The 14236-nt window shown below is 69.0% G+C and carries 12 protein-coding genes; 8 read left to right on the forward strand and 4 right to left on the reverse strand.

What is annotated here, in order from left to right; all coding sequences use genetic code 11:
* Positions 1 to 34 precede the first annotated feature (34 nt).
* Complete coding sequence (locus tag ACWFRJ_RS37610) at positions 35 to 937, forward strand: serine/threonine protein kinase (RefSeq protein WP_453541722.1); 903 nt, start codon at positions 35 to 37, stop codon at positions 935 to 937.
* 30 nt (positions 938 to 967) lie between these two features.
* Here the strand turns inward: ACWFRJ_RS37610 and ACWFRJ_RS37615 are convergent, their stop codons facing one another.
* Positions 968 to 3547, reverse strand: a complete 2580-nt coding sequence (locus ACWFRJ_RS37615) for a tetratricopeptide repeat protein (RefSeq protein ID WP_453541725.1) — start codon at positions 3545 to 3547, stop codon at positions 968 to 970.
* 422 nt (positions 3548 to 3969) lie between these two features.
* Between ACWFRJ_RS37615 and ACWFRJ_RS37620 the strand changes: the two genes are divergently transcribed.
* The 3 genes from ACWFRJ_RS37620 to ACWFRJ_RS37630 all read left to right on the forward strand — a co-directional run bounded on the left by ACWFRJ_RS37620 (position 3970) and on the right by ACWFRJ_RS37630 (position 5409).
* The gene (locus tag ACWFRJ_RS37620; RefSeq protein WP_362446361.1) at positions 3970 to 4128 is read left to right on the forward strand and encodes a hypothetical protein; all 159 of its coding nucleotides are present in this window, start codon (positions 3970 to 3972) and stop codon (positions 4126 to 4128) included.
* 265 nt (positions 4129 to 4393) lie between these two features.
* The gene (locus tag ACWFRJ_RS37625; RefSeq protein ID WP_453541728.1) at positions 4394 to 5137 is read left to right on the forward strand and encodes a hypothetical protein; all 744 of its coding nucleotides are present in this window, start codon (positions 4394 to 4396) and stop codon (positions 5135 to 5137) included.
* Positions 5134 to 5409, forward strand: a complete 276-nt coding sequence (locus ACWFRJ_RS37630; RefSeq protein WP_453541731.1) for a helix-turn-helix domain-containing protein — start codon at positions 5134 to 5136, stop codon at positions 5407 to 5409. The genes ACWFRJ_RS37625 and ACWFRJ_RS37630 overlap by 4 nt, the downstream gene beginning before the upstream one ends.
* Before the next feature lie 497 nt (positions 5410 to 5906).
* Here the strand turns inward: ACWFRJ_RS37630 and ACWFRJ_RS37635 are convergent, their stop codons facing one another.
* The 3 genes from ACWFRJ_RS37635 to ACWFRJ_RS37645 all read right to left on the reverse strand — a co-directional run bounded on the left by ACWFRJ_RS37635 (position 5907) and on the right by ACWFRJ_RS37645 (position 11831).
* Positions 5907 to 7274: a class I SAM-dependent RNA methyltransferase gene (locus ACWFRJ_RS37635; RefSeq protein ID WP_453541733.1), complete on the reverse strand. Its 1368-nt coding sequence runs from the start codon at positions 7272 to 7274 to the stop codon at positions 5907 to 5909.
* A 107-nt stretch (positions 7275 to 7381) separates the two neighbouring features.
* Positions 7382 to 9466, reverse strand: a complete 2085-nt coding sequence (locus tag ACWFRJ_RS37640) for an APC family permease (RefSeq protein ID WP_453541736.1) — start codon at positions 9464 to 9466, stop codon at positions 7382 to 7384.
* A gap of 61 nt (positions 9467 to 9527) precedes the next feature.
* On the reverse strand, positions 9528 to 11831 hold the full coding sequence (locus ACWFRJ_RS37645; RefSeq protein WP_453541739.1) for an MMPL family transporter: 2304 nt from the start codon (positions 11829 to 11831) through the stop codon (positions 9528 to 9530).
* Between the two features lie 229 nt (positions 11832 to 12060).
* On the opposite strand from ACWFRJ_RS37645, the gene ACWFRJ_RS37650 reads away from it, so the two are divergent.
* The 4 genes from ACWFRJ_RS37650 to ACWFRJ_RS37665 all read left to right on the forward strand — a co-directional run bounded on the left by ACWFRJ_RS37650 (position 12061) and on the right by ACWFRJ_RS37665 (position 14117).
* Complete coding sequence (locus tag ACWFRJ_RS37650; RefSeq protein ID WP_453541742.1) at positions 12061 to 12393, forward strand: ArsR/SmtB family transcription factor; 333 nt, start codon at positions 12061 to 12063, stop codon at positions 12391 to 12393.
* Complete coding sequence (locus ACWFRJ_RS37655) at positions 12393 to 12632, forward strand: hypothetical protein (RefSeq protein WP_453541745.1); 240 nt, start codon at positions 12393 to 12395, stop codon at positions 12630 to 12632. The genes ACWFRJ_RS37650 and ACWFRJ_RS37655 overlap by 1 nt, the downstream gene beginning before the upstream one ends.
* 139 nt (positions 12633 to 12771) lie before the next feature.
* Positions 12772 to 13440, forward strand: coding sequence for a potassium channel family protein (locus ACWFRJ_RS37660; RefSeq protein ID WP_383276020.1), 669 nt, complete (start codon positions 12772 to 12774; stop codon positions 13438 to 13440).
* A complete protein-coding gene (locus ACWFRJ_RS37665) occupies positions 13440 to 14117 on the forward strand; it encodes a potassium channel family protein (protein ID WP_361842937.1) in 678 nt (225 codons plus the stop codon). The genes ACWFRJ_RS37660 and ACWFRJ_RS37665 overlap by 1 nt, the downstream gene beginning before the upstream one ends.
* Positions 14118 to 14236 lie beyond the last annotated feature (119 nt).

Genomic DNA, 14236 nt, shown 5'->3' on the forward strand with positions numbered 1-14236 from the left:
ATTTCTGTACGGACGAAAGAAAAGAAGGGTGGCCATGAGGGAGATCGAGGAGATCGGCAATGTGGAGAAGTGCTACGAAGTGCTGGACAAGGTCGGTGACGGTGGCCAAGGCGACCTCTTCCTCAGCCGTGACCGCAGGAGCGGGGAGAGAGTGGCGCTGAAGCTCCAGAAGGCCCGGGACCTCGGCCCCGAGAGCTTTTTCCACTCGGCCGGAAACCACCTCCTCGAAGAGGGCTCCCGCATGATGATGCTGACGGGAATTCAGGCGATCCCAGAAATCATCGCCACCGGGACGTACCGAGGGCGCCGATGCCTGGTCATGGAATTCGTCGAAGGACTCCAATTGCAGGACGTGCTGTTGGCGGCCCGACCCGTCAGGCATCCTGAGGTAGTCGCGTCCGCCATCGGCCAACTGTGCGAAATTCTGCGGGAAGTGCACGACCGGAATCTGGTGCACTGCGACCTCAAACCCGAGAACGTCATCGTGCAACCGGACGGCCGTCTCCGGCTCATCGACATGGGCCTCGCGATCGCGGCGGGCGAGGAGACGCTTTTCGAGCGCGGCACGCGCGGCTGGGCCTCCCCCGAGCAGTCCGACGCGTGCCCCTCGGGGCTGACGCCGCGAGCGGACATCTTCGGGCTCGGCTGCATCCTGTTGGAGATGACCGTCATGCGGCTCCCCTACGGCGGACTGGAGGAGCGGGCGGAACCGGGCGGCCCGGTGCTGCCGCCCGACAAACTCGCCGAGCTCCCCCCGGAGTTCGCCTCCCTCGCGCTGTGGATGGTCCGGTGGGAGGCGGAGGAGCGCCCGGCGGATGCCCGTGAGGTGTTCGACCGACTCCGCCCGTACCTGCCCCAACTGGGCTCGCGGCGTCCGTCGAGGCGGCTGCGTCCCGACCCGACCGAGTACTACCGCACGCATCCGCCTCGGCTGTGACAGTGATCCGGAGGTCGCCGGCCGGGCGGGTCACCTCAATCCTTCCAGCAACTCCCGGACCTCACGTACGCCTTCGCCGCCCATCAGTTCGCGCAGCACGATGACTCTCTCCAACTCCCGTACTGCTGTGTCGGTTTCACCGGCGGACACCAGGACGTACGCGAAGAGCATCCGCGTCTTGTCCTCGTTGGGCCAGTTCTCCTGTTCGCGGTAGACGTCGCAGGCCCGCCGGTACAGGGAGATGGCCTCGTCCCGCTCGGCGCGGGCCAGGTGCACCTTGGCCAGGGTGAACAACACGTCGGCCAGGCCGCTGCGCTCCACCGTGCGCTCGACCACGCCCAAGGCGTCGGCGCACCGACGGAGCGCCTGCGCGTGCTCGCCCCGGTCGTGGTGAAGCGCGCCGAGGGCGTTGAGAGCGGCGGCCTCCCCGACCGGGTCGGACACCTCCCGGCACAGCTCCAGTGCCTGGCAAATCGCTTCCTCCGCCCCCGTCCGGTCGCCCTGCTTGCGCAGGGTGATCCCGAGCCGGTGCAGCGAACGGGCAAGACTGAGCCGGCCCGCCTCACTGTGGTCCTCCTTGCTGAGCCGGACGGCACGGTGCAGGTGGCCCACGGCCGTGTCGTAGTCGCCGAACCGCCACTGTGTCCCTGCCAGCATCCGGTGGACCATGGCGCAATCGACCGGGGCGGCGGCGGATTCGGCGGCGTCGACGGCGTGCAGGAGGTTCCTCCGCGCGTCGCCGAGGAGGTGCCGGCGCCACTGATAGGTGACCAGGGCCATCGAAAGCAGCCATGTGTACCGTTCGATGCCCTGGCCGATGGCTAATCGGACGCCTCGCTGAACAGCGGCGTACTCCTCGTCCAGATACGCCATCGCCTGCCCCGGTTCCGCGGGGTCGGTGACCGTGACCCCGTCGGGCTCGCCGATGGGCAGGGCGCGCTCATGGTCGAGCACACGGTCGCAGGCGCGGACGTTGTGCAGCTGGTGTTCCAACACCTGCCGTACGGTCGCCTGCTCGATGTCCGCTGTCTCTCCGTCCGCCCCCGGCTGCACATGCCGACGGGCGAAGGCCCGTACTAGGTCGTGCAGTCCGTACCGGTCGCCCTGGCGCTCCACAAGGTTCGCCGCCACGAGCTCCATCAAGGCCCGGTCGGTGCGCGCTCCTTCCCCCGCCGCCCTTCCCAGATCCATCACCGCCTCCCAGGAGGCGGTGGGCCCGGGGTGGACGGCGAGCTGCCACAGCAGCAGCCGAGCCTCCGCACCGAGCACGCGTACGGAGCAGTTCAGCGCTGCGCGGACCGACAGTTCATGCTCCGGCAGGTGCAGGGTGTCCAGCCTCGCCCGCTCCCGCTCCTCCTTCATGTCCCGCACCAGGGCCGGGAGGGTACGCAACGGACGCGCACCGCCTTCCAGGAGTCGAGCCACCACGGTGAGCGCCAACGGCAGCCATCCGCAGAGGCTGACCAGCTCACTGAAAGCCTGGGCGTGCTTCGCCCGGTCCTCGACCGACACCTTCTCCTGGAGCACCTCCAGGGCATCCGCCTCTTGCAGCGGCTCCATCTTGCGAAACAGCACCTTTCTCTCGGACTGCAGGCGCAACAGGTCGTTGCGGCTGGTGATGATCACGGCGCAGGTGCCGTCTCCGGGGAGCAGCGGCAGCACCTGCTGAGCGTTGAGCGCGTCGTCTAGGACGACGAGTACCGAGCGGTGGGCCAGTGCCGACCGCAGCGCATTGCTCTTGCTCTCCGGTCCGGTCACCGTGGTGTACGGCGGCAGCGCGGCCAGGAATCCGTCCAGAACCTCGTCCGGTTCGGCGGGCCGCGCGTCCCCGTCGGCGAACCCGTTCAGTTCGGCGCGGAGCACTCCGTCGGGGAACCGCTCCCGAAGCTGACGGGCGAGGTGGTTGGCCACCGTACTCTTCCCGACACCCGCCATGCCGCTGATGAGGACCAAGGCCAGGTTGCCGGCGTCCTGTTCGTCGCACACGGCCGCCACGAGGCCGCGGATCAGTTCGTCCTGCCCGACCGGCCTGCGACTGCTGCCGGGCAACTGGTCTGGGACGGGCGGCAGGAGCGTCCCGCCGGACCGGTGGGCGACTCCCCGAACCTGGTCGAAGGCGCTCCGCAAGTCGGTGTCTGGCTTTCCGTTGCGCCTCGTCCACTCCTCGATGAGCCGTTCACGTCGGCGCTCCGCCAGGTCGTCGTGGGCGAGCAGGTAGAACCGGAAGACCTGGGGCAGTTCCGGTGCGCGCTCGAACCACTTCTCCGTCTCCTCACGGAGCCACTTCTCCTCCCTCGATTTGTAGGCGGCGTCCATCCGGGCGTGCACCGCGGCCATCAACTCGGCCCGCAGCGCCTCCCGGCGCAGTTGGAAGCCGCTCTCGGTCAGCCCGCGCAGCGGATCACCGCCGTCCCACTCCTCCAGGGCCGCGCCGAGCAACTCGAACCCCTCCGGATGGTTCAGCCCTTCGGCCCTCGCCACCCGGTCGCGGAAGCGGAGCAGGTCGACGCTGCCCTCCGGCGCGCGGAGCGTGCAGTAACCCGACTTGCCACCATGGGGCACGGCCTCCGGGCCCAGCCGCTTCCGCAGGTCGGAGACAGCACGGTCCACTAGGCCGCGGGTGTTCTCCTCGCCCTCCCAGAGGACTTCGGCGATCTCCTTCCTGGTGCATCGGCAGCCCGTTGATGTCGCCAGAAGCGCAAACAGCCCGGCTGCCTTCGAACTTGCGCAGACCCTTCCGCCGCCGTCCCCTTCGGCTCTTACCGGGCCCAGCACATACCCCTCCATCGCCCTTCTCCTCTCCGCACCGGAAGCAGTGGTCCGGGCCCCGCAACGGCGCCCCCTTCATCTGTACGTTGCGATGTGCCGCTTCACACGCACGTACTTCTTCACGCCCCCATGCCTCAGTTTTCCCTCAGTTTCCGCTCCACGGCCTCTTCCCCTCCCCGGGCACGATGGCACCAGCCGCTCACAGAAGCGCGAGACGGCAGCGTAGTAATCCATCGACCCATCAGGAAGGAACCGCAGGCCCTATGAACAACCGTCAGCGAAACCGCCGGGCGAGCCGTCTGCGCCAGTCCCCCGACTGGCCGCCGACCCGGCGCCGGCGGGCGGCCGACCGGACCGAGGGCACCACGCCAGCGACCCCGCGCGCCGAAGCGCCGGACGACTCTCCCTCCGAGACCGCCTGAGTCCACAGCTCATGAGTGGGTGCCCGTCCCGGGCGGGCACCCACCCACTGCGGCCCCACCCCTCTGAACTACTCCGACCGGCGAGCTCACGGCCTTTCCGCACTGTCACACGCTCGTGGTCGAAGGCGGCGATTCCCGGTCAACAAGACCGACCTCGGCGGCTCTTCAACCTGTCCAGCACATCGACATCTCCGGCGCCTTCAGCATCTTCGGCACCTTCAGCCCAGAGAAAGGACATTCACTGATGTATCCACCATCCAGCAGTATGTTCGCCTCGGTGAGGCGGCACTTCGACCACCCCCGGGTCGGCGACTCGGTCCTCGTGACCGTTCCCTCAGACGTCGAGGGGGCGGAGCCGGTCCGGCTGACTGCTGTCGAGACGTACGAAGCCTTGCACGGGCCGGGCTCCGACCCGCAGTTCGCCGCCGCGATCTGGAAGGAGGTACTCAGCACCGCGCTGAGTGACCTCGCTCCACACGGCACCGGGAAGCTCCTGGCGATCTGGCTGACCCTGCCCCGGTTGACCGGGACTGTCCACCGCGTCTGCACGCGCCTGCACGCCGATCGGTCGGACGTGGAGGCCGAGATGATCCTGGCCCTCTTGGAGGAACTGGCGGCTCCGGACGCCTCGAGCCGCCTCTCCGACTCGTCCCTGATCCACGCCGCGCGCACCAGGGCGTGGTGCTTCGCCCGCGACGGCCTGCGGGAGCTCCCCTCCACCCATGTCGAGCGCATCGCCCAGGATCGCGCGCTCAACGCGTCCGACGGGGAGGCGGACGCTCCGGCCGAGGAGTGCCTGGACGTACGGGTCGACCGTCCGGACGGCCCGGACGGGCTGCACGCCCCGCTGCGCTTCCGGGTGCGCCCGGAGCATCTGCGCAAGGGTGCTCTCGCCGACACCGACGACGGGACGAGGAACCGTTCGACGCACCACGCACCCCGGAAGAACCGACGGTCCGAGCGCCGCGCGGGCACCCGGCCGGTCCGCCCTGCGCGGAGGCGAGCATGAAGGACCCGACAGAGGGCCGACTCAGTTTCTCCGAGATGTTCGACCTGCCCGTGACAGTGGACCTGCGGACGGCGTGCCGAGCGTTCGGGATCGGTTCGACGACCGCGTACCGGCTGATCCGCGAGGGCGAGTTCCCCTGCTCCATCCGCCGCGTCGGACGCAGGTACAGGATTCCGACCAACGAGCTGATGCGCGCCCTGGGGATCGAGGACCGCCCCCTGTACAACGTGGACCTGAAACTGGACACGGACGGCCCGAGCCCCGACTTCTGACAAGGAAGAAGAGGGGCCTCATGTCCCCCGCGTGCGGCCCCGTGGCATCAGCCACGGGGCCGCACGGCCCTGCTTCTCCACGCTCACCCGGTCCGTCAGCCGGTGCTGGCCCACCGAGTCGCCGCACACGGGTGATCGTGTGCCATGGCAGAGCGGCCCGGTCGACCTGAGGTGAGACCTCGGCGCCGGTTGTGACCCAGGGTTCGGGTTCCCTACGCGGAGGAAGACCTCCGTATGCGCACCGGGGATCGAAGGCAAGGAAGCCACAGAGCATGGGCAGTAGATCGATAGGCATGACACATCGTCAGGAGCAGCGTCGAGATGACTCCTCAGCGTTCCCGCGATGCCCAGGCCAGCGAACCGTTCATCCAGCATGACCTCCACAGAACCGCAGGTCAGAGGCGCGCATCCGTCACGTGACAGGCTCCACGTCATGTACTCCGGGAAACAGGTCGATCAGACCACTCCGCACCTGCGCAGCCTAGGAAAACAGCAGGTCAGACGCCTTTTGCGGCAGGCTCCAAAATAGCCACGCACTCCACGTGGTGCGTCATCGGAAACAGATCGAACGCCCGCAGCGACCGCACCCGGTATCCGCCCTCCCGGAAGTACCCCAAGTCCCTTGCCAGCGCGGCCGGGTCGCACGCGACGTAGGCGATGCGTCGTGCGCCGAGGCCCACCAGGTGCTTCACCGTCTGCTTGCCCGCGCCGGCGCGCGGCGGGTCGAGGACGATCAGGTCGACCTCCGTGATGCCGGTGCGCGGCAGGGTGGCCTCGACCTTGCCCTGTTCGATGCGGACGCGGTCGAACGCGGCGAGGTTGTGGCGGGCGTCCTCGACCGCTCGCTTGCCGGACTCGATGCCGAGGACCGCGCCCTTGTCACCGACACGGTCGGCGATCGCGCCCGCGAACAGGCCCACACCGCAGTAGAGGTCGAGGGCCGTGTCGCCCTTGCGGGGCGTCAGGCCCTGCATGACGGCGAGCATCAGGGTCTCGGCAGCCTTGGGGTGGACCTGCCAGAAGCCGCCGTTGCCGACGCGGTACGTGCGGTTGTCGGCGCGCTCGCGGACGAAGGGGCGGCCGTGGACGCGGTGGACTCCGCCGTCCTGTTCGGCGATGCGCAGGACCGAGACCGGCTTGTCCAGCTCGACGAGGGGCAGACGCGCGCCCGGCTTCGGCTCCAGGATGACCTGGCGGTCCTGGGAGCCCGTGGCCGCGATCGCCTCGACCGAGGCCATCCCGGACCAGTCGTGCTTCTCGATGCCGAGCTCGCTGACCCCGGGAGCGGCAATCATGCAGTGCTCGACGGGCTCGACCTCGTGCGAGCGGTGGCGGCGCAGACCCGCGTTGCCGTCGGGGTCGATCGCGTACTGGACGCGCGTGCGCCAGGCCGGAACCTCACCCGAAGGCAGCTTGTCGCCCTCCGCCGGTACGACCGTGCCGTCCCAGCCGGCCTCCTCGGGGGTGAGACCCGCGAGGCGCTGCAGCTGCTCGGTGATGACCTCGCCCTTGAGGCGGCGCTGCGCGCCGGGCTTCGCGTGCTGCCAGTCGCAGCCGCCGCAGCGGCCGGGGCCCGCGTACGGGCAGGGCGCCTCGACGCGGTCCTTGGAGGGATCGAGGACCGTCACCGCGTCCGCGCGCAGGAAACGGGAGCCCTCGTCACCGTCGGTCACACGCGCGATGACCTTCTCGCCGGGGAGCGTGTGACGGACGAAAAGGACCCTTCCTTCGGCCGTGCGGGCGACGCAGTGGCCGCCGTGCGCGACGGGGCCCACCTCGACCTCGTACTCCTGCCCGACGAGGGAGGCCTCCTGCGAGCCCTCCTCCGAGTTCCCCGCCTGCGATTTCTTCGGTTCTGCCTGCATGGCGGGGTGACTCCACAACGTAAGGGGGCATCGGCCGAAGGAAACGGCCGGACAACAGCCCACCAGTCTACGTGGGTGTGGTCCGGCCGCTCACCAGCCGTCCGGCGCTAGCCCTTGTTGCCGCTGCCGTTGCCGCTGCCAGTGCCGCTGCCGTTGCTCGGCTCCTTGTGACGCTTCTCCACCGGCCCCCGCCGCACCGCACCCGGCGCGTTCCACTCCGACCGCTTCCTCGCCCGCTTCTTCGCGGCCTCGGAGGAGTCGAGCTGGTAGGGGACGGATGTGACCATCACGCCGGGAGTGAAGAGCAGGCGGCCCTTGAGCCTCAGCGCGCTCTGGTTGTGCAGCAGGTGCTCGTACCAGTGGCCCACCACGTACTCCGGGATGATCACGCTGACCACGTCGCGCGGGCTCTCCTTGCGGAGGCCCTTGACGTACTCGATGATCGGCCGGGTGATCTCGCGGTAGGGCGAGTCGAGGATCTTCAGCGGGACGGTGATGCCGCGCCGCTCCCACTCCGCCTTGAGGGCCTTGGTCTCCGCAGGGTCGACGTTGATGCTCAGTGCTTCGAGCGTGTCCGAGCGCATCAGCTTGGCGTAGGCCAGGGCGCGCAGCGTCGGGCGGTGGATCTTGGAGACCAGGACGATGGAGTGCACGCGCGAGGGGCGCACGCTGTCCTCGGACGGGGTGTCCGGGGCGGCGATCTCCTCGGCGACGCGGTCGTAGTGGCGGCGGATCGCGGACATCGTCGCGTAGAAGATGCACATGCCGAGCAGGGCGACCCACGCGCCGTGCGTGAACTTCGTGACGAGTACGACGACCAGGACCATGCCCGTGAAGAAGGCGCCGAAGGTGTTGATCGCCCGCGAACGAATCATGTGGCGCCGCTTGGCCTGGTCCCTCTCCTTGCGCAGGTGGCGGTTCCAGTGCCGGACCATGCCGATCTGGCTGAGCGTGAAGGAGACGAAGACGCCGACGATGTAGAGCTGGATCAGGCGGGTCGAGTCCGCGCCGTAGATGACGACGAGCAGGGCCGCGGCGCCCGCGAGCAGCACGATGCCGTTGGAGAACGCGAGCCGGTCGCCACGGGTGTGCAGCTGACGCGGCAGATAGCGGTCCTGCGCGAGGATCGAGCCGAGCAGCGGGAAGCCGTTGTACGCCGTGTTGGCCGCGAGGAACAGGACAAGAGCCGTGGCCGCCGCCAGGACGATGAACAGGAAGCTGCCGCTGCCGAAGACGGCCTCGGCGACCTGGGAGATCACCGGGTTCTGCACGTAGTCGGCGCCGACCGGCACCCCGTTGTGGAAGAGGTCCTTGCCCGGGTACTCGGCCATGCGGACCTTGGTCGTCATGGCGAGCGCGATGATGCCGCAGAACATGGTCACGGCCAGGGCGCCCATCAGGGCCAGGGTGCTCGCCGCGTTCTTGCTCTTGGGCTTGCGGAAGGCCGGGACGCCGTTGCTGATGGCCTCGACGCCGGTGAGCGCGGCACAGCCGGAAGAGAAGGCCCGCAGGAGCAGGAAGACCAGCGCGAAGCCCGCGAGGCCCTGATGCTCGGGCTTGATCACGTAGTCCGCGGTGGGCGCCTTCATCGTCTCGTCGAGGACGATGCCCCGGAAGGCTCCCCAGGCGATCATGATGAAGACGCCGGCGACGAAGACATAGGTCGGGATGGCGAAGAGCTTCCCCGATTCCTTCACGCCGCGCAGGTTCATCACCGTGAGGAGCACGATGACGGCGACGGCACAGAGCACCTTGTGCTCGACGACGAACGGAATCGCCGAGCCGAGGTTCTCGATGCCCGAGGAGATCGACACCGCCACGGTCAGGACGTAGTCGACGAGCAGGGCGCTCGCGACGGTGAGTCCGGCCTTGGGGCCGAGGTTGGTGTTGGCGACCTCGTAGTCGCCACCACCGCTCGGGTAGGCGTGCACGTTCTGCCGGTACGACGCGACCACGGTGAACATCAGCACCACGACCGCGACGGCGATCCAGGGGCTGAAGTGGTACGCCGACACACCCGCGATCGAGAGGACGAGGAGCACTTCTCCCGGGGCGTAGGCCACGGAGGAGAGCGGGTCGGACGCGAACACGGGTAGAGCGATGCGCTTCGACAGGAGGGTTTCTCCGAGCCGATCGCTGCGCAGTGCGCGCCCGATGAGGATCCGTTTGGGCACGTCGGTCAGTTTGGACACGCAGAGGATCGTAAGCGTTCGAATGGGTGCCCGCCCACCCACCACCCCCTAACAGCTCGGGTTAGCCACGACGCGCCGTCCGGGGCTCCGCCCAATGCCCGGAAAGCGGACGCTCATCGGCGGCCTCCGGTGCTTCCGGCGCCTCCCACGCCCTATGGACCTCATGGGCCCCATGGGGCCCGTAGTGCTCGGCCACCCGCTCCTCGGCGCGGCGGATCGCGCGGGACGGCCACCAGGTGGCACGGCCGAGCAGCAGCAGCGCCGCCGGCAGGATCATGATGCGGATCACTACCGCGTCGAGCAGGACGGCCGCCGCCAGGACGAAGCCCATCTGCTTCATCTCCAGGATGTGCAGCATCACAAAGCTCGCGAAGACGGTGACCATGACGATCGCGGCGCTGGTGACGACTTTGGCCGACGAGCTGGTGCCCTGGATGACGGCCTGCCGGGTGGGCACGCCGTTCAGCGCGGCCTCCCGGATCCGGCTGACCACGAACACCTGGTAGTCCATCGAGAGCCCGAAGAGGATCACGAAGAGGAAGAGCGGAACCCGCGAGGAGATCCCGCCGAGCGAGACGAACGAGAGCAGCTCCTCGGCCCACTTTCCCTGGAAGACCAGGACGAGCAGCCCGAGCGCGGACGCGGCGGAGAGCAGGTTGAGCACGATGCCGAGCAGTCCGAGGACGACAGAGCGGAACGCGAAGACCGTCATGGCGAAGGTCATCAGGAGCAGGAAGCCGAGGACGAGCGGCAGCTTCTGGTTCTGGTGTTCTACGTAGTCGGTGCCGCGCGGCACCTCTCCGGTGACGGCCGTCTCCACGCCGGGCAGCTTGCCGACGGTCGCGGGGATGTAGTCGTCACGGATGTGGTCGAGGGAGGCGGCTGCCTTCCCTGAGTACGTGGCGTGCGGGGCGTTCAGCTCCAGCGTGGTGGTCCTGCGGTCCTTCGACGTGCGGACGAGCGGGGTACCGGAGGGGTGCGAGAAGAGCGGGTCGGCCTGCGCCTTGCGGTCCAACTCCCCCAGCGCCTTACGCACTTCGCCGGCCTGCGAGGCCTCGGCACGCACGACGACCTGATGCCGGACGCGCTGCTCCGGGAAGGCGTCGAGCAGCCGGTCGTACCCCCGCATCGCCGGAATGTCGCGCGAGAAGCTGTCGCGCGCCGGGTCCTTGAGGTTCATGTTCAGCGCGGGCAGCGCCAGGCCGAGCATGACGAGGACGGAGAGGCACAGGGTGAGCGCGGGGTGCTTGCGCGCCGGGGTGAGCAGCGTGTTCCAGGCCCGTCCGGGCTTCTCCTCGCCGTACGTCCTCACCGGCTTGCCCTGCGTCCGCCGCTTGGCCGCCCGGCGTTCCGCGCGCTTGCCGAGCTTGACCAGGAGGGCGGGGAGCACGGTCACCGAGCTGAGCACGGCGACGGCCACGACCAGGATGGTGCCGGTCGCGAGCGAGTCGAAGATGACGTCGCCCGCGAGATACAGGGCGGCGGTGGAGACGATCACGGCGAGCCCGGAGACCACGATCGCGCGGCCCGCCGTCGCCGCGGCGGCCTCGACCAGAGCCGCGGAGGTGAGGCGGCCACCGGCGCGGGCCCGTTCCTCGCGCTCGCGCTTGAGGTAGAAGAGCGTGTAGTCGACGCCGACCGCCATGCCGATGAGCAGGATCATGTTCATCCCGACGCCGGTGTCGGGCAGCAGGTGCGAGGCCAGCATCGCCAGGCCCATGGTCGCCATGATCGAGGTGACGGCCAGTAGCAGCGGTACGCCGACCATGACGACGGAGCCGAAGACCACGGCGAGCGTGATCAGCGTGATGGGGAGTGTGATCGCCTCGGAGAAGGCGAGGTCGTCGCCCCGCTGGTCGTTGACGCCCTTGCTCACGGATGCGGCGCCGGTCTCCTCGATCACCAGGTCCGGGTGAGCCTTCTTGACCTCGTCGGTCTGGGCCTGGAGCGGGATGACGTTCTTCTTGCCGTCCTGGTCGGGGCCGTTGAGCTCCACCGGGATCCGCAGGACCCGCCCGTCGGCCGATTTCACCGGCGCCGCCACCGAGGCGACCTCCGGCAGCGACTTCATTCGGGCGGTGATGTCCTTGACGGCCGCGTCGGCCGCCGCCTTGTCCAGAGGGCCCGAAACGGCGCGGACGAGCACCTGCTCCGTGGGCCGCATCTGGACGCCGCCCTCGGTCGCGAGCGCCTCGGCACGGCCCGCCTCGCCCACGCGGTAGTCCTCGCTGCTCGCGCTGTTCATGCCCGCGGCTATCCCGCCCCCCAGGCAGAGCACCACGAACACCAGCCACCCGATGACCGCCCGCCCCGGGTGCAGCGCGCTCCATCTCGCCACGCGCACCGTTACCGATCGCTTCCCCATGACCATCCCCGCCCCTTCGGCACTTACTGATCCGTTTGGCCCACCTGGCCTTCATATGTAAGTGGAGACTGACAGGTGAAGGAACGAGCCGTCAACTGTCATTCGCGGCTGCGGAAGAACGGATTGACAGCGGATCCCGTCATGCGTAAGTCTTGGCTGACAGGTTTCGGTCGGCAGGTTTCGGTCGACAGGTTCGGGACCAGCGAGAAGACCAGCGAAAAGGCGGGCCATGGACAGCGAAGAGCTGCTCGCCTTCCTCTCCGCCGTCGGCCATGCCCAGCGGATCCGGATCATCACCGAGCTCGCCCCCGGACAGCTGTACGTCAGCGAACTGGCGCGGCGGCTCGGCGTCTCCCGGCCCCTGCTCTACATGCACCTCGAACGTCTGGAGAAGGCCGGTCTCGTCGTCGGCCGCCTGGAGCTCTCCGACGACGGCAAGGCTCTCAAGTACTTCGAACTTGCGCCGTTCGACGTGCGATTGAACCTGGACACGATCCTCGCGGCCGTCCGGCAGGACGCGTCGGACGAGGCAGGGCAGCAGCACTCACCAGAGGGGTCTTAATGGACGACGTGATCATCCCGGTCGCCTTCTTCCTGATACTCGCCGGCGCGATCGTGGCGGTCGCGTACTTCCAGACGCAGCGCAACCGCGAGCGCGACCGCCAGTACGCCGAGGCGATGGAGCAGTACCGCGACGTGGTCGAGCGCGCCAGGTCCGAGCAGGAGGCGGCGCGGCTGCAGCTCGTCGAGATGAGCTACCGGCTGAAGTCCGTCGAGGGCCTGCTGCGCAGCGTGGACTGAGTCCGCAGCAAAGACTGCGTACCGGCAGGTGCACGGGGGTGCCCTCCATGGACCGTGCGTGTGTAGCTTGGGCGTCGGTCTGAGACGCTTTTACCGTTCAGCCTGAGCGAAAAGTATTGACACAGCCGGAAGGACGGGCGTGCACATCGTCATCATGGGCTGCGGGAGAGTCGGATCGGCTCTCGCGCAAACCCTGGAACAACAGGGGCACACGGTCGCCGTGATCGACCAGGACCCCACCGCCTTCCGCCGTCTGGGCTCCGGCTTCGGCGGTCGCCGCGTCACCGGTATCGGCTTCGACCAGGACACCCTGCGCGAGTCCGGCATCGAGGAGGCGGGCGCCTTCGCCGCGGTCAGCAGCGGCGACAACTCGAACATCATCGCTGCCCGCGTGGCCCGCGAGATGTTCGGCATCGAGAATGTCGCCGCCCGCATCTACGACCCGCGGCGCGCCGAGGTCTACCAGCGCCTGGGCATCCCCACCGTCGCCACGGTCCGCTGGACCGCCGACCAGATGCTGCGCAGGCTGCTGCCCTCCGGGGCCGAGCCGCTGTGGCGCGACCCCACGGGGGGCGTACAGCTCGCCGAGGTGCACGCGTCCGAGGCCTGGATCGGCCACAAGATCAGCGAGCTCCAGGAGGAGACCGGCGTCCGCGTGGCCTTCCTCACCCGGCTGGGCGAGGCGGTCCTGCCGACCTCCCAGACGGTGCTCCAGGAGGGCGACCTGGTGCACGTGATGATGCGTACCGACGAGGTCGAGAAGGTCGAAGCGGCGTTCGCCGAAGGCCCTGAAGAAGGCGGTCACTGATGAGGGTCGCCATTGCAGGAGCGGGCGCGGTGGGACGTTCCATCGCCGGTGAGCTCCTGGAGAACGGGCACGAGATTCTGCTCATCGACAAGGCGCCGACCGCCATCTCGGTCGAGCGAGTCCCGCAGGCCGAGTGGCTGCTCGCCGACGCCTGCGAGATCACCTCGCTCGACGAGGCGGCGCTCCAGCGCTGCAACGTGGTGATCGCCGCGACCGGCGACGACAAGGTCAACCTCGTCGTCTCGCTCCTCGCGAAGACCGAGTACGGCGTTCCCCGGGTCGTCGCCCGCGTGAACAACCCCAAGAACGAATGGCTCTTCAACGAGTCCTGGGGCGTCGATGTCGCGGTCTCGACCCCGCGCCTGATGTCCGCGCTCGTCGAGGAGGCGGTCAGCGTCGGCGATCTCGTCCGGCTGCTCCGCTTCAGCCACGGCGACGCGAACCTCGTCGAGCTGACCCTGCCGCCCGAGTCGGCCCTCGCGGGCACGACGGTCGGCGACGTCCAGTGGCCCGAGGACACCTCGCTCGTGACGATCATCCGCGGTACGCGCGTCCTCGCGCCGACCCCGGACGACTCCCTGGAGGCGGGCGACGAACTCCTCTTCGTGGCCGCCCAGGCCCGCGAGGAGCAGCTGGAGGACCTCCTGTCGGTACGCCGGGAGGACGCGGCGAGCTAGTCGCTTCACTTGCCTGTACGTGGAGGGGGGGGGGCGCGGGGGGCGCGGGGGGCGCCCCCCCCGCCGAGCCACAAGCCGGTGGGGGAGGCGCCGAGTGGCGGGGGGGGGGGGCGCGGTGC

Source organism: Streptomyces sp. NPDC055239 (assembly GCF_053606205.1).

Bases quoted from the DNA above. Each gene is read 5' to 3' on its own strand.
- ACWFRJ_RS37610 (WP_453541722.1), top strand. From the start codon at position 35: ATGAGGGAGATCGAGGAGATCGGCAATGTGGAGAAGTGCTACGAAGTG.
- ACWFRJ_RS37620 (WP_362446361.1), top strand. From the start codon at position 3,970: ATGAACAACCGTCAGCGAAACCGCCGGGCGAGCCGTCTGCGCCAGTCC.
- ACWFRJ_RS37625 (WP_453541728.1), top strand. From the start codon at position 4,394: ATGTTCGCCTCGGTGAGGCGGCACTTCGACCACCCCCGGGTCGGCGAC.
- ACWFRJ_RS37630 (WP_453541731.1), top strand. From the start codon at position 5,134: ATGAAGGACCCGACAGAGGGCCGACTCAGTTTCTCCGAGATGTTCGAC.
- ACWFRJ_RS37635 (WP_453541733.1), bottom strand. From the start codon at position 7,274: ATGCAGGCAGAACCGAAGAAATCGCAGGCGGGGAACTCGGAGGAGGGC.
- ACWFRJ_RS37645 (WP_453541739.1), bottom strand. From the start codon at position 11,831: ATGGGGAAGCGATCGGTAACGGTGCGCGTGGCGAGATGGAGCGCGCTG.
- ACWFRJ_RS37650 (WP_453541742.1), top strand. From the start codon at position 12,061: ATGGACAGCGAAGAGCTGCTCGCCTTCCTCTCCGCCGTCGGCCATGCC.
- ACWFRJ_RS37655 (WP_453541745.1), top strand. From the start codon at position 12,393: ATGGACGACGTGATCATCCCGGTCGCCTTCTTCCTGATACTCGCCGGC.
- ACWFRJ_RS37665 (WP_361842937.1), top strand. From the start codon at position 13,440: ATGAGGGTCGCCATTGCAGGAGCGGGCGCGGTGGGACGTTCCATCGCC.